Source organism: Duganella sacchari (assembly GCF_900143065.1).
In the GTDB taxonomy this organism is placed as follows: Bacteria; Pseudomonadota; Gammaproteobacteria; order Burkholderiales; family Burkholderiaceae_D; genus Rugamonas; species Rugamonas sacchari.
Genome location: NZ_FRCX01000005.1, coordinates 1 through 16,734, shown reverse-complemented (window position 1 = coordinate 16,734; position 16,734 = coordinate 1). Strand labels below are relative to the sequence as shown.

The window sequence follows — 16,734 nt, the reverse complement described above, 5'->3', positions numbered from 1 at the left end:
CGGAGCGGCCGGCAAATCGCATACAATGTGCGCGCGGAAAAACCGCACAGATCACTTACGCCCACAGGACATCATGACAAAAATGAAGACATCCTTAGTTGCCTCCGCGCTGGCCATGAGCTTTGCGCTGGCATTCCCCGCCCATGCCGACGCCGGCAAAACCGCTGGCGTGCAGGAAGCGCCGCTGCGCGCCCATCTCGCCTTCCTCGCCAGCGACCTGCTGGAAGGGCGCGGCACCGGTCAGCGTGGCGGCGACCTGACCGTGGCCTACCTGGAAACGCAAGCGATGGCGCTGGGTCTGAAACCAGGCAATGGCAACAGCTTCCGTCAATCCGTGATGATCGCCGGCGTCAAGACGCAGCCGGCCGACAGCACGCTGAAACTGGCAGCGGGCGGCAAGGCGCTGGACATCGCCTTCGGCAAGGACTGGGTATTCGCCCCGGGTGACGCCACCGCATCGCACAGCTTCAATGCCGACCTGGTGTTCGTCGGCTACGGCATCACCGCGCCGGACGAACAGTGGAACGACTACAAAGGCACGGACCTGAAGGGCAAGATCCTGGTCATGATGGTCAATGACCCACAGCCGACGGCCGAGCAGCCGAACCGCTTCAACGGCAAAGGCCTGACCTACTACGGCCGCTGGACCTACAAATTTGAAGAAGCCAAGCGCCAGGGCGCGGCCGGCGTACTGCTGATCCACACCACGCCAAGCGCCTCGTACGGCTGGAGCGTGATCCAGAACAGCTGGTCGGGCGTCGAGCGCTTCCAGCTGGCGGCCGGCACACTGGGCACCCAGCTGCAGGGCTGGATGACCGAAGACACCGCCCGCTCCCTGTTCACCGCAGCGGGCCAGGACCTGGACGCGCTGCGCGCAGCGGCCGAGAAAAAAGACTTCAAGCCGGTTCCGCTCGCCGCCAAGCTCAACGGCGACATGCGCGCCGCCGTGCGCAAGGTTGAACAATTCAACGTCGCCGCCGTGGTGCCTGGCACCGATGCCAAGCTCAAAGACGAAGTGGTGATCTACAGCGCGCACTGGGACCACCTGGGCAAGCAGGGCGACAGCGGCGACACCATTTTCAACGGCGCAGTCGACAACGCCTCCGGCTCGGCCGCACTGCTGGCGATGGCGCAGCAGGCCAAACTGGCGCCGGCCAAGCGCAGCCAGATGTTCCTGTGGGTCGCGGCCGAAGAGCAGGGCCTGCTGGGCAGCGCAGCCTACGCCGCCGCGCCACTGTGGCCGCTGGCGAAGACCGCCGCCAACCTCAACCTCGACAGCCTCAACTTCGTTGGCGCCACGCGCGACATCGGCACCCAGGGCAGCGAGCGTACCGAGCTGGGCAAACTGGCCGAAACGGCGGCCAAAGCGATGGGCATGAAAATCGCTGAAGCCGAGCCGGACCTGGCGGGCGGCTACTTCCGCAGCGACCACTTCAACTTCGCGAAAAACGGCGTGCCGGCGTTCTCGATCGAATCCGGCAGCGACTACATCAAAGACCCGGCGGGCGCCAAAGCCAAAGCGCAGGCTTATGGCAAGCGCTACCACCAGGCCAGCGACGAATATGACGCCAGCTGGGACCTGTCCGGCATGGTCCAGACCGCGCAATACGCGCTCAATCTGGGGCGCCTGATCGCCAACGGCGCCAAGCTGCCCGAATGGAAAGCCGGCGACGCCTTCGCCGTCCCCCGCAACAAATAAAAATCCGGGGTCAGTTCTTGCAATCCAACACGAGCACAGCCGTACTCGCGAGTACGGCTGTGCTCGTGTTGGATTGCAAGAACTGACCCCGGATTTTAGCGGAAGCCGAGGGTGATGGAGGTGCCGGTCAGGTCGATGCCTTTGATGGAGATGCTGCCGAAACTGCTGCCTTCGGTGCCTTTGACGCGGATGTTGTTGAAGGCGATTTCGCCGATTGAGGATGGCAAACTCAAGGTCAGGCTGCCGTCTTTGTTGACGGTGGCGGCGGCCTTGCTCGGGTCGTAGACGACGTTTTTCATCGAGGTGTCGGCTTCGAGGAAACCCAGTACGGGATTGAGCAGCTTGCTCATTTCGCCGATCACGGCCACGCCGTTGCCTTTGGCCTGTTTGACGGCGTTGACCAGGTCGTCACTGAGGCCCTGGGCCGAGGTCTCTCCCAGTTCTTCTTCTGTCAGCGCCTGCAGGGCGCGTTCTTTTTCACGCCCGAGCATGACCGGCGCGCTGGCGGCGGCCACGGCGGGCAGGGCGGTGGCGGCATAGGTTTCCAGCGGCGCCAGCAGTGACGCGGCGATGGCGGCGGCCATCCGCAGACGCCGCTGCTTGCGCAGCGCGTGGTCGATGTTTTCCTGGGTGATCAGGTTTAATTCGGCAAAGATGTCACCCAGCCGCTGGCCGGTCTTGCGTTGCAGTTCGATCGCGCTGGCCAGCTGTTCTTCGGTAATCAGCTTCTGTTTGACCAGCAGCTGACCCAGCATTGATTTGTTTTGATTGCTTGAAAGCCATCCCATGGCGGTCTCCTTTTATGCCGACTTGCGCCGCGGCGCAGGTGCTTGTAGTACGTCCGGTCCCGGTCCCGGCTGGTGCGCCAGGTGCTGGATGTCCGATGGCGCCATGCCGAACCAGCGCTTGCACGCGCGGTAGAACGCGCTCGGCTCCGAGAAGCCGAGCTGGAAGCTCAGCATTTTGAGCGACAGTTCGCCCGCGCTCAGCGATTGCCGCGCCAGCTCGCGCCGGGTGTCGTCGACCAGGTTGGTGAAGCTGGTGCCTTCTTCGGCCAGCCGGCGTTGTAGCGTGCGTTCGCTCATCATCATTTGCGCGGCGACGTCGTCGCGGTGCGGCGGCCCTTTCGGCAGCAGGCTGGCCAGCAGTGTTTGTACCTTGGCGCTGAAGGTGGGCGGCTGCGCGGTGGCCAGCGTGGCCAGCACGGCTGCGCCGCCACCGTTCATGAGCGGCGGGGCGGCCGGCAGCGCGGTGACCAGGTCGGTGTCGGAAAATTCCATGACGTTGTATGGCATGTCGAACCGTACCGGGCAGCCGAAGGTTTCTTCGTACACGTGGGCGTCGCCCGGCTCCGGGAAGTTGTATTCCACCACCACCGGCGCGATGTCGTCGCGGCCGGCGGCGCAACGCAGCGAACGCAGCAGTACGCACCAAACGAAGTCATAGCGCTGGCGCGGTACTGCGCGCTGGGCGCCAGGCAGCACCAGGCCGACGCGCGTGTTGCCGTGGCAGCGTTCGATCGAGCTTTGCACGGTCGGCGACACCAGCATGATGTGGCCCATCACGCCCAGCCAGCCGAGCCGGTGCGGCGCGGAGATCTTGAGGCCGATCAGCGGGTCGTTGGAGTGCGCCACCAGCAGTTCCCACAGATGGCTCAGTTTGTCCGACAGCGTGAGGGCGTCGCAGGCCAGGCCGTCGCCTTCGTTCAGGCCGGCTTGTGCAAACAGTGCGTCGGCCTGCACGCCCGACTGCGCCAGGCGCGATTTCACGCCGCGCACCAGATGCAGGGCGGAGGAGTAGGTCATGGCGTTACCGCAGCGCGCAGACGCAGGCCGATTTTCTCTTGCAGGGCCTGCAGTTTCGGATCAATCACGGTGCGGGTGTCGGCCGCCACGCCTTCGCCCAGGGTTTTCTGCATCTCGGGCACCATGGCTTCAAATTTCTTTTTCACGGGTGATTCAAGCAGCGCGATCAGTTGCTTGAGCTCGTCCTCGCTGTAGCGCTCGGCCAGCATGGGAGCCAGCTTGCTCTGGATCAGTTTGTCGGCGCTGGCGCGTGCGACGGGCGTGGTCTCGGCCAGGAATTTCTTGGCTTCGCCGACGATGTCGTTCATGGCCGCATCACGCTTGTCCGGCACGGCGCGGCCTTGCAGCATCACGCGCGCCTGTTCGACGGCATTGCGTACATAGCCGTTGAGCATGGTCTCGCCGATGCTGTCCGGGTTCCACAGCTTGAGCACCTTGTCGACCAGCGCCTGCTTGGCGGGCGATGCCGGCGCCGTGTCGCCGGCGGCGTAGGCGCCCGCGCAGGCCGCGCTCAGTACCAGCAGCGCCAGGCCGCGTCGAATGTGTTTGCTTGTTTGGTTCATGGGTGTGCTCCTCCAGGTAAATCAGAAACGCTTGTTGAGTTCAAAGCCAAAGTAGCGCACGCGGATGTCGCCGCGCACGTCCTGTCCCGCGTACGGGTTGTAGATGATGTTGAGGAAGGTGTTGCAGTTCATATTGCAGCTGGTGTTGGCTGGCGCGTTGAATTTGCCGCTCATGTAGGAACCGGTGATATTGATGTCGGTGTCCTTGTTGAGCTTGAAGCCGATGCCGGCGCTCAGCAGCTTGGTGTCCGGCAGCGGCGCCAGCAGGTCGATCTTGTCGGCCGGGACCGAGGTCTTGCGCGGCTCGTAGCCGAGGCGGATCGACAGGCGTTCGAACGGATTGAGCTGCAGGCCGTAGGCGAAGTTGACCACGCTCTTGTAGCCGCGCGGGATCACCAGCTTGCCGGAATCGGGGATGCCGTACAGGCGCGCCACTTCCAGCAGCTTGATGCTCTGGTCGAACTGGAAGCGCAGCGCGTCCCATTCGCTCCAGCGCGCGTAGCTGGCGTCGACATTGAGCTGCACGTATTTGACCGGCTTGAGCTTGAGGCCGACCTGCAGGTGCGACGGGAACGGGATCGTCGCGCTCATATTGCCCTTCTGCTCGGCCGGGATCGAGGTCGGGAAACCCAGCACGGCGCCCGCGATCGGTCCCAGCAGGCTGGCGTTCATGCCGCGCACGAAGTTGCGCAGCATGGGCTCGGTCTTGAACATATAGCTGCCGGTGTAGTGGGTCTTGGAACCGCCCTGGTACACCACGCCCAGCGCAAACCAGTCGCGCGGTTCCCACAGCACGCCCAGGTTGATGGTGGGGTCGAACGGCGCCGTCAGTTCGACGCGCATATTGGCGGCTTTCTTGAACGGGCTGACCATGCCGTCCTTGCCGCCGCCGCACACGCCAAAGCCGAACACGTCGATGATGTTGCCGCCATCTTCCGGGCACCAGCCTTTTTGCAGCTGGCCAAACACGCCCAGCAGTTCGTTGGGAAATCGCATATTGGTGTCGACCACAAACGCGGCGTGGGCGATTGGCACGGCCACGCCAAAGCGCAGCGTGTCGGAATATTTGTAGCCCACCGCCGGCGCCGCGTACACCAGGCGCTGGATCTGCAGCTGGCGGCCCTGGTACTGGCCGGGGTCGTTGGGATCGGTGGTGCGGTCCAGGCTCATGGCCTGCGCCATATAGCTGTCGGTGCCAAAGGTCCACGGCGAGCCGGGCTTGTTCCAGGTCATGCCGATGCCGGGTACGGCCACGGCCGGCAGGCGCCAGCCCGGCATGCCGTAGCCGGGCACGTACATGATCTGGCGTACCGGACCGGTGGAGGTGTTGGACAGCGGATCGTCGCGCCAGCCGCCGACGTCAAAGTTGGGGCCGGGCGAAAAGCTGGCGCTGGTGCGGATCGAGGCGACAAAGTTGTGGATGCTCTCGCTGTCGCCCGTCATGCGCGCCAGCCCGGCCGGGTTGAAGTGGATCGAGGAGACGCCGGGCGGGTCGGCCGTGACGGCATTCCCCATCGCCATCGCAACCACGCTGGTGGTGAGGTTTTCGGTCAGCGCAGCGTATGCCGGTGCACAGAGTGCGCCAGCAACTGCGGTAGCGATGGCGAGACGGCGCATCATCAGAAGCTCAGTGGCAGATTCATGCCTACAACCAGGTTGGGCGAGTCGGGCGTGACGCCGATGCCGACCGAGAAGTTGACCGTGGTTTTAGGCGAGACGCGGTAGCCCAGGCCCATGTTGAGGATGCCCGAGGTCTGCATATGGGTCTTGGCTTCGAGGCCGTCGGCAAAGCGCAGCTTGGAGCCGGCCGAGATCGCTTCCTGGAAGGAGATCGTGGTCGAGATGCCATATGACAGCGCGTACGCAAAGCCGAGGCCGAAGCCGACGCTGGTGCCGGGCTGGACCCGGGTCAGGATGCGCGAGCCGTTGACCTGCCACAGGTTCTTGGCCGGCAGGCTGGCGGTGAAGTTCAGCGAGCCGAACAGTGCGACCGGATCGACGATCTTGTTGATGTTGAGGCCGACCGTGGCGGCGGCCACGCCGCTGCCCGTCGCTTCGCCGCTGCCGGCAATGATCTTGAACGGGCTGCGGCCGGTCGGCAGGCGGACGTTGCTGGTCACCGTCAGGCCCGGCGCATCGCGGCGCGCTTCAAACGGCTGCCAGCGCGCGCCGACACCAACGTCGCCCAGCGAGTTGGACATGCCGCTGCGCGCGGCCGTGTCGGCGTAGCGCGAAATCAGCGGCAGCGTGACGTTGGCGGTCAGGTTGTCCAGCACGCCGTAGTCGGCCGAGAAGGTGTTGGTGACGGTGTGCGAGTTGTTGTTCTCGATGTTGAACAGCGTGGCGTTGCCGTTGGCAATGTCGGTGACGATGCGCTCCTCGCCCACATAGCTGTAGCTGAGGTCGTAGGTGAGCTGCATCTGGTTGCGGCGGATCAGCGTGTACTGCTTGTCGACTGCGGTCAGGGTCTGCTTGAGCAGGGCGCTCTGGTCGCCTTCGCCTTCCTTCTTGGCCAGCGCATCCCGCGCGGCGTCCGCCGTGGCGGGGGTGGGCTGGGCCGGGGCGGTGGCCGGTGTCTGGGTTTCCTGGGCCAGGGCGGACGTCGCCATCAGCGCCGCGGCGACAGCAAAGGGGAGCATACGAAACTTCATATCGGTTTCCTTGTGAGAGTGATTGCGCTGAGGGGATTAATTGCGGTGCATCCAGGTACCGGCCGCGCCCGAGTTCACGGCGCGCATCAGCAGTTGGGCGGAGTTGCTAAGCGGGTCCTGGCGGCCCTTGCCGGTGACGCGGTCCATATCGACCACGCCCAGCTCCTGGTCGGTCAGGGCCAGCTGGCCGACCGGTGTCTTGCCCTTGGCTGGCGAGATGATGAACAGGGTGTTCTTGTCCCACCAGCGGCCGAACTCTTCGACCGAAAACACGATGTTGCCGGCCGACGGATCGGCAATGTAGACCACGCCGTCACGGATGCCGCGCAGCACCACGAAGTGCTTGGAACCGGCGTAGTCGATCGGCACGATGGCTGGCTCGTCGAGCGTCATGAGGTCCTTGATCTCGGCCTTGAAGCCGGCGCCGTTCATGCCCAGCGAGCCCACATAGCGCTTCATGTCCAGCAGCGAGAAGCCGCGGCGCTCGATGATTTTTTCCTTTTCGCCTTTTTCCAGCATGCCTTCCATGGCCTGCTGCTCGTTGACCATCACGCCCAAGTGGTAGTTGAGGATGGTCACCAGCGCGGCCGAGCCGCAGCTGAAGTCAAACGCCTGGCGCACGATGTGTTTGTACTTGAGCTCGGAAAATGGCTCGATCCGCACGGATTGCGCATAGGCGCCGCCCCCGGTCAGGGTTTGCGGAATCTCGAACTGGCCCTTGGGGCGGTCCAGCGGTTCGTGTCGGGACATGACACCGGCGCCGCCGATCAAGGCGGCGACTACTCCCAGCAGCAGCATCAGCATGGCTCAGCCTTTGCCATGCGCGCGTGTGCGCGGGCCGGGGAGCGCGCTCCAGCGCGCGCGAAAAAAAATGTGGTGTAAGGGCTGCTGCAAAGCGTTGGCGTAAGCTTCGCCCAGAGGCGTCCGGCGCCCCATTGCGTGTGTCATGCGTGTCTCCGTTATTTTGATACGAACGGTCGTGCTTTATTTAAGCGACAACTCGTCTTTTCTTTTTTGTAATTTATTAACGCATGGTTTTTGGAGCCACCGCATCTGATTTTTTAGAAATGTGACTCTAGCTTTTGCCCCGCTTCTTATGCTACGGCAAGCTGGCAGCGCCGCGACAAATGCACAACACCGCGCTCACTCTGTATGGCTCGCAGGGCCAAGTTGTTGGCTTTCGCGGTCAGCGCAACATGCTGGACCCGCAGCCGCGCCGACTCATATGATTAATTTAATTAATATCCAAATATTAAGATTTTCACGACCCGGTCGCGGTGCGCCGGCGCTCTTACCGGAGTGCCGGAAGGGGACCGCAGGGGCGTGAACCCGCAGATAACAATTCACTTACAACCGGAGATACCAAATGCATATCATCAAAACCGCAATCGCTACCGCCCTGGCAACCCTGGCTTTCTCGGCATCGGCCATGACCCCGATCCAGGACGCCGAACTGAGCACCGTCAGCGGTCAGGACGGCGTGTCGATCGCTGCTAACCTGAACATCAAGATCGATTCGTTCACCTACACCGACACCGACCCGCTCGACGCCAACGGCCTGGGTGGCGGTTCGGTTTCGTTCAACGGCATCAAGGTCAATGGCCTGATCGCTGCTGAAATCGACATCCTGTCGAAAAAATCCTTCCTGGCCGCAGCCGGCGCTGCTGGCGTGACCAACCCAGGCACCTTCTACAACCCAGCCACCGGCGGTGACGTGGTGCAGATCGCCATTCCACAATCCGTGGTTGCTGACGGCCACTACCTGAACGTGTCGGTTGACGCGATCAAGATGGGCAACAGCGCAGCTTCGTTCGGTTCGGTCGCCCTGAACCAGATCGACATGCGCGGCACCACCGTGTGGATCTTCGCCCACTAATCGGCCCGGCTCGCCAGGCCTGTTGCTTGGCCTGACGCGTCATGGACGATGCTCGCTGCGGGGCCATAAGATGGCCTCGCAGTATCAAAAAAACATAGAGATAAATACCAAAACCATTACGGAGACGATCACATGCAATTCATCAAAACCGCAGTCGCTGCAGCCCTGGCAACCCTGGCCTTCTCGGCATCGGCCATGACCCCAATTCAAGACGCAGAGCTGAGCACGGTCAGCGGCCAGGATGGCGTGTCGATCGCTGCCAACCTGAACATCAAGATCAACTCCTTCACCTACACCGACACCGACCCGCTGGACGCCAACGGTCTGGGTGGCGGTTCGGTATCGTTCAACGGCATCAAGGTCAACGGCCTGATCGCTGCTGAAATCGACATCCTGTCGAAAAAATCCTTCCTGGCCGCAGCCGGCGCTGCTGGCGTGACCAACCCAGGCACCTTCTACAACCCAGCCACCGGCGGTGACGTGGTGCAGATCGCCATTCCACAATCCGTGGTCGCTGACGGCCACTATCTGAACGTGTCGGTTGACGCGATCAAGATGGGCAACAGCGCAGCCTCGTTCGGTTCGGTCGCCCTGAACCAGATCGACATGCGCGGCACCACCGTGTGGATCTTCGCTCACTAATCAGCTGAGCAGCGGCAGCCGCGTCCGGTGCTCCCGGCGGCTGCCGCCTCACACCACCATGACATTCACCACACTGCGCCAGTGGCTGGCCGGTGCGGCGCTGCTGTGCGGCATGCAGGCAGCGTCAGCACAGATGCAGCCGATGAGCGAGGATGAGCTGTCGGCCATGCACGGCCAGGGCTTGGTCACCATGACCAACACCAGCCTGAACGGCTTCGACTTCAGCAAGGTCGCGCTGGACGCCGACATCACGCTGAGCGCCAACCTGCGCAATATGCGGCTGGGCGAGTACACTTACGCCGCGCGCAACGGCAGTGGCGCCGACCTGGATATCCCGCTGCTGCAGTTTGGCCGCAGCGATGGCACCGACGCCCAGCGCGTGGTGCAGATCAGTAATCCCTATTTTGAATTTGTCTACCGCAATGCAGCCGATGGCGCCTCGCGCGAAGCGATCGGCATGCGTTTTGGCTTTGAGTCGATCAAGGGCGATATCGGTTTGCAGATCACCACCTTGTCCGGCTCGATGAAAGTGACCGGTACTGCCGCTGACGGCGCCACCGTGGTGATGGATACGCGCACCGACGCGCTGGGCGGCAAGCGCTGGGACGGCGCGTGCACCGGATCGTGCCTGTCGCTGGCGCAGCTGGGCGGCGTGACGGCCGGCGACGCCAGTGGCGGCAGCCGCGACTTCTGGATCTCGCTGCTGAAAACCAATGTGCAGTTCCCCAGCGCTAGCGGCTTGCCCGCCTCCGACACGGCCCAGGCCGGCATGTGGCTGAACTGGCGCGACAAGCTGCAAGCGCTGAACACCAGCGGCATCACGCCGCCCAACCTGCCGAAGGGACGCTGATGCGGTGCGCGCTGGCGATGGCATTGCTGCTGTGCGCGCAAGCCGCGTGGGCCATGGAACCCATGAGCGACAGCGCCATGTCCGCCGTGCGCGGGCGCGATGGCGTCAGCTTCGACCTGAGCGGTTTTGCCATGAGCGGCGATGCGCGGGTGAGCTACACCACCCCGGTTGGTTCCAGTCTGTACGTGGAAAAATTTGCCGCCTCGCGCAGCGACAGTGCGCAGCCGTTTTCCGATCCCTACCGGCTCGACGTGCTGGCCGGGCCGCCGGGTCTGGCCAACTACATCAACATCGCATTTCCCGCCAATGCCACCGGCGAACAGCGCTGGCAGATGGCGTATGACTGGGGCATCGGCGCCGATGGCGTGGTGCGCGAGCAGGGCAGCGTGGTGGTCAAGGACCTGGCGTTCTACGGCGGCGGCCTGCAATTCACCACGCCGCAAGTCAACGACGGCATTGCCTTTGGCGCGGCAGTCAAAATGGATATCGGCCAGCTGTCGTTCCAGCCGCGCGGCCGCAACGACCCGACCGAAGCGATGGTGCTGAGCGGCATACACATCGGCGCGGTGGACGGCGGACCGTGGGTGCTGGCCCATGTGGCCGCGCAGCCGGGCGTGATCAATGCGCTGGCCGATGAAAGCGGGCCGCGGCTGCACATCGGCATCGACTGGCCGGATGCGCGCTATGGCAGCGGACAGGCGTCGGCAGGCAGCATCGTGGTCGACAATATCTCGTTCGTGAGTCCGGGGCAGCCGACGGTGGACCTGGGCTCATCGCGGATCGGCTCGGTGCAGATCCAATACCTCGATATCAAATTCAAGCAATGATGAAGCGCGCCTTGTTCCTGCTGCTGTGGGCTGGCCTGGCGCAGGCGGGCGAGCTGCGCGCGCTGGATGACGGCGAGCTGTCGCAGGTCAGCGGCGGCGACGGCATCAGCTTTGCGGCGCACGTGGTGCTGAACGATCCGACACTGGTGGGGGCGGTGGCGGACAGCCGGCTGTCGCTGGGCTTCAGCGGCGATGGCGGCTCCAAGCGCTACATCGTCTTCAAGAACGTGCGCGGCACGGTGGACATGTTTGCCGTCAGCCTGGGCGTGCAGACGCGCACCGATGGCGGCGGCGACTACATCGCCATCGGGCTGCCGGGCTACGTCAAATACACCAACTTCGGTTTTGAATCGTTGAGCGTACAAAACGACCCCAACGCGCCGGTCACGGGCAACCTCGGCAGCGTCAACATCAACGGCGTCGTGTCCTTGCAAGGCCAAGTCCGCTTCTGGGGACACTAATCCGGGGTCAGGTCCGTCATTTCTACACGGCCTCTACCGTAGCGTGCGCTACGGTAGAGGCCGTGTAGAAATGACGGACCTGACCCCGGAGTTTATTTGCGTTCGGTGGCGAAGACGCAGAGGGCGATGACGGGGAAGGCGAGGCCGGTCCACAGGACGCCGGTCCAGCCGTGCGCGGCAAACATCCAGCCGCCCAGCGAGGAGCCGATGGCGCCGCCCATGAAGAACAGCGCCATGTACAGGCCGTTCAGGCGGCTGCGGATTTCTGCCGGCAGCGCGAAGATGGCGCGCTGGCCCGTCACCAGGTTGGCGGAAACGCCCATGTCGAGGATGATGGAGGTGGCGACCAGTACGCCCAGGTTGACCAGCGGCGTGCTGTGGATGACCAGCGGCAGGATGAACGCCAGCGCGCCCAGCATCAGGGCGATGAGGGTGTTGGAGCGGCTCTTGCCCTGGTCGGCACGGTGGCCGGCTATCGGTGAGGCGATCGCGCCCGCTACGCCGACCAGCGCGAAGATGGCGACGCCGGTCTGGCTGATGTTGAAGTGCGGGCCCGTCAGTTCCAGCGAAACGCAGGTCCAGAACAGGCTGAAGGCGCCGAACATGCAGCCTTGGTATGCGGCGCGGCGGCGCAGGACGGGTGTGGTTTTGAGCAAATGCCACATCGAACTCAGCAGTTCGAAGTAGTGCATGCCGCCTTCCGGCTGGCGCTGCGGCAGTTTGGCGCGCAGCAGCAGCGCCAGCGCGGCGGTGGAGATTGCGGACAGTACGAAGATCGCATGCCAGCCCAGCGCATCGGCAATCACGCTGGACACGGGACGTGCCAGCATAATCCCCATCAGCAGCCCGCTCATGACTTTGCCCACGGTCTTGCCGCGCGTTTCAGGCCGGGACAGGTGGGCCGCAAACGGCACCACGATCTGTGCCGCGACTGAACCGAGGCCGATGCACAGGCAGGCAAACAGGAACAGGTTGGCGCTGCTGGTGACGGACGCGGCCAGCAGGGCCAGTGCGGTGACCAGCAGCGCAGTGACGATGAGGCGGCGGTTTTCCAGCAGGTCGCCCAGCGGGACAATGAACAGCAGGCCGATGCAGTAGCCGATCTGGGTCAGGGTGACGATGAGGCCGGCAGCGCCGGGATCGAGCCCGGTAGCTTTGCTGATCGGGCCGATCAGCGTTTGCGCGTAGTACAGGTTGGCGACGATCAGGCCGGTCGCGATGGCGAACAGCCAGACCATGCCGGGAGTAATGTCTTGATGGGCTTGGGATTGGCTCACGTCAGGCTCCGGAAAATTTGGAAGGCCGACATTCTACCGGGCTTGGCCGTTTGCTGCTGGACGTGCGCCATTTCTTACAGTCCCGCCTGTTCGCGCGCCAGCGATTGCCGCACTTCAGCGGTGATTTCGTAGGAGCGCAGGCGCTGGGCGTGCTCGTAAATCTGCGAGGTAATCATGAGCTCGTCGGCGCCAGTGCGGGCGATGAAGTCCTGCAGCTGGCGGCTGACGGTAGGCGCTGCGCCGATGGCGGTACAGGACAGCACGGAGTCGAGCATGGCGCGCTCGGGCAGGCCCAACGATTCCAGGTAGCCGGCTTTGGGCGGCGGCAGTTGCGATGGCCTGCCGGTGCGCAGGTTGACGAAAGCTTGCTGCATGGAGGTGGCGCGGAAGTGCGCTTCTTCGTCGGTGTCGGCGGCAAATACGTTGAAGCCCAGCATGACGTAGGGCTTGCTCAGCTGCGCCGATGGCTGGAAGTTGGCACGGTACAGCGACAGCGCCTGCAGCATCATCTGCGGCGCGAAATGGGAGGCGAACGCAAACGGCAGGCCGAGGTGGGCGGCCAGCTGGGCGCCAAAGGTGCTGGAACCGAGTATCCACAGCGGCACTTTCGCGCCTTTGCCGGGCACGGCCATGACGCGCTGGCGCGGGTTGTCGGACAGGTAGTCTTGCAGTTCCAGCACGTCTTGCGGGAAGGCGTCGGCGTCGGTCTCGAGATTGCGGCGCAGCGCGCGGGCGGTGGTCTGGTCGGAACCGGGCGCACGGCCCAGACCGAGGTCGATGCGGCCGGGGAATAGCGCTTCCAGCGTGCCGAACTGTTCGGCAATCACCAGCGGTGCGTGGTTGGGCAGCATGATGCCGCCAGCGCCGACGCGGATGGTACTGGTGCCGCCGGCCACGTGGGCCATTACCACAGCGGTTGCTGCGCTGGCGATGCCGGGCATGCCGTGGTGTTCCGCCAGCCAGTAGCGCTGGTAGCCCCAGCGCTCGCCGTGCTGCGCCAGGTCTAGCGTGTTGCGGAACGAGGCGGATGGATTGCTGCCTTCGGCAATCGGGGAAAGGTCGAGTATCGAGAATGGAATCATGGGTGTTACCTCATCTGGTCATCACAAGCCCATTGAAAGCGTGTGGGTATAGTCTTTCTAAATGGACCGACAAGCATACACAGATTGGACCAAGCGTGCAGGGCAGGCCCTGATTGCCGCCGCGCTCGCTGCTGCGGCTACCGCGCTGGCGTATAAACTCCGCAGCGGTATTGGGTTATAAATATCCTGAATTGGAGAGCACCCTGAAAATGGGTTTTGGGCGGAATGATGGTTATTCGTCATTCCATAATTTACGCCATGCGGTCGCGCAGTAAAGAATTCTTGAGTATTATCTCAAGGTTGGCGAGAAACTATCGGTTTGGGCTGTGCGCTTCGTCGCAAGGGCGTGTGCGCATAAGTGAAGTCAATACGACAATAAAGCAGATAGAAGTGTGGATAAATTAATCAGTAATTATCAAAATCGCTTTAAATAATGTTTTATTTTGCCGACGATTTTTAAAAATTCTTTTAATCAGAATGTGATCCTGATTTACCATTGGAAACAATAAGACGCACAGTTTTATTCTCTTATTTTATTCCACTGTTAATATTAATCGCATGCCTACGAAACTCGGTGTCATATTCGCATTCCTGCTGGCTTGCTGCCAGACCGTTTTGGCCGCCGGGACTGCGGAAACCACTGCCTTGCATCGCGGCCAGTTGTACCGGGTGACGCATGAGGGCAAGACCAGCTATCTGTACGGCACGGTGCATGTGGGGCGTGACGGTGTGTATCCGCTGGACGCGATCGCGTCGCGCGCGCTGCTCGATTCGAAGGCGCTGGTGATTGAGCTGGATATCCGCGAGGATCAGGCATTCCAGGTGGCACTGACGCGCCACGGCCGCTATGCGGACGGCGATACACTGCAAGCTCACCTGAGCGCAGAGACCATGCAAAAGACCGCGCAGGCGTTGGCGCGCGCCGGCATTCCACTGAAAACGGCGCAGCAGTTCAAGCCCTGGCTGGTGGCCAATCTGCTGGTGGGCGCCGAGCTGGACAAGCACGGCTATCAGCGCAGCCAGGCGGTGGAGTACGCACTGCTGGCGGCGGCGCAAAAACAGGACAAGACGGTGCGCGAGCTGGAGAGTGCTGACTACCAGCTCGGCCTGTTCGATACGCTTGACGAACCCCAGCAGGAGCAATACCTGCTCGAGACGCTGGCCGACCTGGCGGATGGCGATTCGCTCAAAAAATCCCGTGCGTTGCTGGAGGCCTGGAGCGCTGCCGATACTGCCGGCATCCATGCGGCATGGCAGTCGGCCACTACTGGCAACACGATTTCCGCAGGTTTCATGAACCGTGTCCTGCTGGGCAAGCGCAATCCGGAAATGGCGACCAATATCGAGCGCATCATGCAGCAGGATCAGGTCGCCTTTGTCGGCGTCGGCCTGCTGCATCTGGTGGGCGATGACGGTTTGCCGCAGCTGCTCAAGCGCCGTGGCTACGAGGTCGAGCAGCTGTATTAATACGCTTGTACGTTGCCGTTGTTGTAGCGGACGCGGTCGCCGATTTTGTAGCGGGGCTCGGACTCCACCACCACCATCTGGCTGCTGCCATCGTTCATGCGGACGGTGATGCGGTAGACCTTGTCGGTGGGCGTGCCACCCGTGCCGCCGGCTGCCATGGCGCCCATCACGCCAACGCCCACATCCTGGCGCTGCATCTGGTCGATGGCCTGGATGACGCCATACGTCATGCGGTCTTGCGGGGCCGGGCTGGGGTTGGCCATCGCGGTGCTGGGGCTGTAGCTGCCGGTGCTTGGGGTGTTGCTGTCGGTGGATCGGTTGGCGCAGCCTGCCATTGCCAGCAGCATGATGATCGCCATCGTCGTCGTCTTCATTGTCGTCTCCTGTTTGAACTGCAAACAAGGTCAGAGAGGCGCGGGCCTGGAATGTTCCCTCAGCGCTGGAGGTGATTGATCTACATCAATCGCGCGATGCTACCTGCACGCAATAATTGTTCGGTATCACTTTAAAGGACACCGATATGTTGACACGCGTGACAGATACAATTATCGAAGAGTTAACTGATGCCACCTGCGGCGATACGCGCAGCCGGCATTTTTTCCAGCACGCACTGCACGGCCTGGTACGCGTGGCCAAGGCCGAGCAGCTGCGGGAAATGCGTTTGGATGTGGCCCTGGCAACCGGCGAATCAGTCTGCCCGAGGGATCCGATAACGACTCCAGAGAGCCCACATAAAGCCTGAGGCCAGTAGCGCCGCAGAACAGTCGACCAGCCAGTCCGATACCGCGCCATGGCGGTAGGGGAAGAAGCTTTGCACGAACTCATCCAGCGCGCCCATCGCAGCGATGGTCAGCACCGCCTTGACCGTGCGTAGCGGCAGGCTGCCATTGCTGCCGGTGTAAATCAGAAACGCGAGGCCGGCATAAGCGATGGAATGCAGGATGAGGCCGGAGGCGACTTCGCCGATGTCCTGGCGCGCACCGGGGATCGAACCGAGTATCAATATCATCAGATACAGCGCGATGGCAGTCCAGTAGCGCAGGCGGGCGTAAGAAGAGGTGAGGAGTATTTGCTTGAGCATGAGCGAACAATACCATGCACTGCAAAAGAAGGGGAGAGTGGTGCACCGGAACCCCGGTGCACCTAGTCTTCAGTCATGCCTATCGGTTGCATGTACTTAAGATGTGACCAGTATAAGAGGGCATTGTGACGCCGTTATGACAGTTTCTGACATCGGCGCAAAAAAAAAAGGTTCATCGCGGAAGTCCGGGATGAACCTGCAGTAAACGCAACAGAGCAGTAAGGAAGAGTTATTGTGTTTGTGCGACCAAACATATTTCTCAACCTACCGCTCTCATGGCAAATCATATTCTTAGCCTCCCGTTCTGGGAAGGCTTTATTGTGTCCTCTGTCGAAGTCGTCGATAACTGCCTGCATGTGCGCTTGGCAGCCGATCCAGGGTGTCCGCTGATCTGTTCCCATTGCGGCACGCCCGCGCCGGGCGTGCACGACACTGTCTTGCGGACAGTGCGCG

The 16,734-nt window shown here is 62.6% G+C and carries 17 protein-coding genes; 7 read left to right on the top strand and 10 right to left on the bottom strand.

Features of this window, described 5'->3' with window-relative positions; genetic code table 11:
- Nucleotides 1–73 precede the first annotated feature (73 nt).
- Nucleotides 74–1,699 (top strand): M28 family peptidase, encoded by a 1,626-nt coding sequence (locus BUA36_RS11715; protein WP_072784699.1) that lies wholly within the window; start codon nt 74–76, stop codon nt 1,697–1,699.
- 95 nt (nt 1,700–1,794) lie between these two features.
- On the opposite strand, the gene BUA36_RS11710 is transcribed toward BUA36_RS11715, so the two are convergent.
- Genes BUA36_RS11710 through BUA36_RS11685 form a run of 6 tightly spaced genes read right to left on the bottom strand, consistent with a single transcriptional unit; the run spans nt 1,795 to nt 7,522 of the window.
- Nucleotides 1,795–2,487 (bottom strand): cyclic di-GMP-binding domain-containing protein, MshE-related, encoded by a 693-nt coding sequence (locus BUA36_RS11710; RefSeq protein ID WP_072784698.1) that lies wholly within the window; start codon nt 2,485–2,487, stop codon nt 1,795–1,797.
- A 12-nt stretch (nt 2,488–2,499) separates the two neighbouring features.
- Nucleotides 2,500–3,504, bottom strand: coding sequence for an AraC family transcriptional regulator (locus tag BUA36_RS11705; RefSeq protein WP_072784697.1), 1,005 nt, complete (start codon nt 3,502–3,504; stop codon nt 2,500–2,502).
- A complete protein-coding gene (locus BUA36_RS11700) occupies nt 3,501–4,067 on the bottom strand; it encodes a DUF2059 domain-containing protein (RefSeq protein ID WP_072784696.1) in 567 nt (188 codons plus the stop codon). Before BUA36_RS11700 ends, BUA36_RS11705 begins: the two co-directional genes overlap by 4 nt.
- Nucleotides 4,068–4,088: 21 nt before the next feature.
- Entirely contained in the window at nt 4,089–5,687 is a 1,599-nt protein-coding gene (locus tag BUA36_RS11695; RefSeq protein WP_072784695.1) for an OmpP1/FadL family transporter, read from the bottom strand.
- A complete protein-coding gene (locus BUA36_RS11690; protein ID WP_084560118.1) occupies nt 5,687–6,718 on the bottom strand; it encodes a transporter in 1,032 nt (343 codons plus the stop codon). The genes BUA36_RS11695 and BUA36_RS11690 overlap by 1 nt, the downstream gene beginning before the upstream one ends.
- A gap of 36 nt (nt 6,719–6,754) precedes the next feature.
- Entirely contained in the window at nt 6,755–7,522 is a 768-nt protein-coding gene (locus BUA36_RS11685; protein ID WP_072784694.1) for a C39 family peptidase, read from the bottom strand.
- A 562-nt stretch (nt 7,523–8,084) separates the two neighbouring features.
- Here BUA36_RS11685 and BUA36_RS11680 point away from each other — a divergent pair.
- The 5 genes from BUA36_RS11680 (at nt 8,085) to BUA36_RS11660 (ending at nt 11,374) form a co-directional block, all read left to right on the top strand.
- A complete protein-coding gene (locus BUA36_RS11680) occupies nt 8,085–8,594 on the top strand; it encodes a DUF6160 family protein (protein ID WP_072784693.1) in 510 nt (169 codons plus the stop codon).
- A 132-nt stretch (nt 8,595–8,726) separates the two neighbouring features.
- On the top strand, nt 8,727–9,236 hold the full coding sequence (locus BUA36_RS11675; RefSeq protein WP_072784692.1) for a DUF6160 family protein: 510 nt from the start codon (nt 8,727–8,729) through the stop codon (nt 9,234–9,236).
- A gap of 58 nt (nt 9,237–9,294) precedes the next feature.
- On the top strand, nt 9,295–10,086 hold the full coding sequence (locus BUA36_RS11670) for a hypothetical protein (protein WP_072784691.1): 792 nt from the start codon (nt 9,295–9,297) through the stop codon (nt 10,084–10,086).
- Nucleotides 10,086–10,913: a DUF6160 family protein gene (locus tag BUA36_RS11665; protein ID WP_139260507.1), complete on the top strand. Its 828-nt coding sequence runs from the start codon at nt 10,086–10,088 to the stop codon at nt 10,911–10,913. The genes BUA36_RS11670 and BUA36_RS11665 overlap by 1 nt, the downstream gene beginning before the upstream one ends.
- On the top strand, nt 10,910–11,374 hold the full coding sequence (locus tag BUA36_RS11660; RefSeq protein ID WP_229215776.1) for a hypothetical protein: 465 nt from the start codon (nt 10,910–10,912) through the stop codon (nt 11,372–11,374). The genes BUA36_RS11665 and BUA36_RS11660 overlap by 4 nt, the downstream gene beginning before the upstream one ends.
- Nucleotides 11,375–11,466: 92 nt before the next feature.
- Here the strand turns inward: BUA36_RS11660 and BUA36_RS11655 are convergent, their stop codons facing one another.
- Nucleotides 11,467–12,612, bottom strand: coding sequence for an MFS transporter (locus tag BUA36_RS11655; RefSeq protein ID WP_072784689.1), 1,146 nt, complete (start codon nt 12,610–12,612; stop codon nt 11,467–11,469).
- 113 nt (nt 12,613–12,725) lie between these two features.
- On the bottom strand, nt 12,726–13,733 hold the full coding sequence (locus BUA36_RS11650; protein WP_072784687.1) for an LLM class flavin-dependent oxidoreductase: 1,008 nt from the start codon (nt 13,731–13,733) through the stop codon (nt 12,726–12,728).
- 558 nt (nt 13,734–14,291) lie between these two features.
- Here BUA36_RS11650 and BUA36_RS11645 point away from each other — a divergent pair.
- On the top strand, nt 14,292–15,200 hold the full coding sequence (locus BUA36_RS11645; RefSeq protein WP_072784685.1) for a TraB/GumN family protein: 909 nt from the start codon (nt 14,292–14,294) through the stop codon (nt 15,198–15,200).
- Here the strand turns inward: BUA36_RS11645 and BUA36_RS11640 are convergent.
- Both BUA36_RS11640 and BUA36_RS11635 read right to left on the bottom strand, forming a co-directional pair.
- A complete protein-coding gene (locus tag BUA36_RS11640; RefSeq protein WP_072784682.1) occupies nt 15,197–15,574 on the bottom strand; it encodes a hypothetical protein in 378 nt (125 codons plus the stop codon). The two genes, BUA36_RS11645 and BUA36_RS11640, sit on opposite strands and share 4 nt — an antisense overlap.
- Nucleotides 15,575–15,888: 314 nt before the next feature.
- Nucleotides 15,889–16,281, bottom strand: a complete 393-nt coding sequence (locus BUA36_RS11635; protein WP_072784680.1) for a VanZ family protein — start codon at nt 16,279–16,281, stop codon at nt 15,889–15,891.
- Nucleotides 16,282–16,734: the final 453 nt, after the last annotated feature.

What these genes read in the sequence shown, in the direction of transcription:
- BUA36_RS11715 (WP_072784699.1), top strand. Translation starts at nt 74, where the DNA reads ATGACAAAAATGAAGACATCCTTAGTTGCCTCCGCGCTGGCCATGAGC.
- BUA36_RS11710 (WP_072784698.1), bottom strand. Translation starts at nt 2,487, where the DNA reads ATGGGATGGCTTTCAAGCAATCAAAACAAATCAATGCTGGGTCAGCTG.
- BUA36_RS11705 (WP_072784697.1), bottom strand. Translation starts at nt 3,504, where the DNA reads ATGACCTACTCCTCCGCCCTGCATCTGGTGCGCGGCGTGAAATCGCGC.
- BUA36_RS11700 (WP_072784696.1), bottom strand. Translation starts at nt 4,067, where the DNA reads ATGAACCAAACAAGCAAACACATTCGACGCGGCCTGGCGCTGCTGGTA.
- BUA36_RS11695 (WP_072784695.1), bottom strand. Translation starts at nt 5,687, where the DNA reads ATGATGCGCCGTCTCGCCATCGCTACCGCAGTTGCTGGCGCACTCTGT.
- BUA36_RS11690 (WP_084560118.1), bottom strand. Translation starts at nt 6,718, where the DNA reads ATGAAGTTTCGTATGCTCCCCTTTGCTGTCGCCGCGGCGCTGATGGCG.
- BUA36_RS11685 (WP_072784694.1), bottom strand. Translation starts at nt 7,522, where the DNA reads ATGCTGATGCTGCTGCTGGGAGTAGTCGCCGCCTTGATCGGCGGCGCC.
- BUA36_RS11680 (WP_072784693.1), top strand. Translation starts at nt 8,085, where the DNA reads ATGCATATCATCAAAACCGCAATCGCTACCGCCCTGGCAACCCTGGCT.
- BUA36_RS11675 (WP_072784692.1), top strand. Translation starts at nt 8,727, where the DNA reads ATGCAATTCATCAAAACCGCAGTCGCTGCAGCCCTGGCAACCCTGGCC.
- BUA36_RS11670 (WP_072784691.1), top strand. Translation starts at nt 9,295, where the DNA reads ATGACATTCACCACACTGCGCCAGTGGCTGGCCGGTGCGGCGCTGCTG.
- BUA36_RS11665 (WP_139260507.1), top strand. Translation starts at nt 10,086, where the DNA reads ATGCGGTGCGCGCTGGCGATGGCATTGCTGCTGTGCGCGCAAGCCGCG.
- BUA36_RS11660 (WP_229215776.1), top strand. Translation starts at nt 10,910, where the DNA reads ATGATGAAGCGCGCCTTGTTCCTGCTGCTGTGGGCTGGCCTGGCGCAG.
- BUA36_RS11655 (WP_072784689.1), bottom strand. Translation starts at nt 12,612, where the DNA reads ATGGTCTGGCTGTTCGCCATCGCGACCGGCCTGATCGTCGCCAACCTG.
- BUA36_RS11650 (WP_072784687.1), bottom strand. Translation starts at nt 13,733, where the DNA reads ATGATTCCATTCTCGATACTCGACCTTTCCCCGATTGCCGAAGGCAGC.
- BUA36_RS11645 (WP_072784685.1), top strand. Translation starts at nt 14,292, where the DNA reads ATGCCTACGAAACTCGGTGTCATATTCGCATTCCTGCTGGCTTGCTGC.
- BUA36_RS11640 (WP_072784682.1), bottom strand. Translation starts at nt 15,574, where the DNA reads ATGAAGACGACGACGATGGCGATCATCATGCTGCTGGCAATGGCAGGC.
- BUA36_RS11635 (WP_072784680.1), bottom strand. Translation starts at nt 16,281, where the DNA reads ATGCTCAAGCAAATACTCCTCACCTCTTCTTACGCCCGCCTGCGCTAC.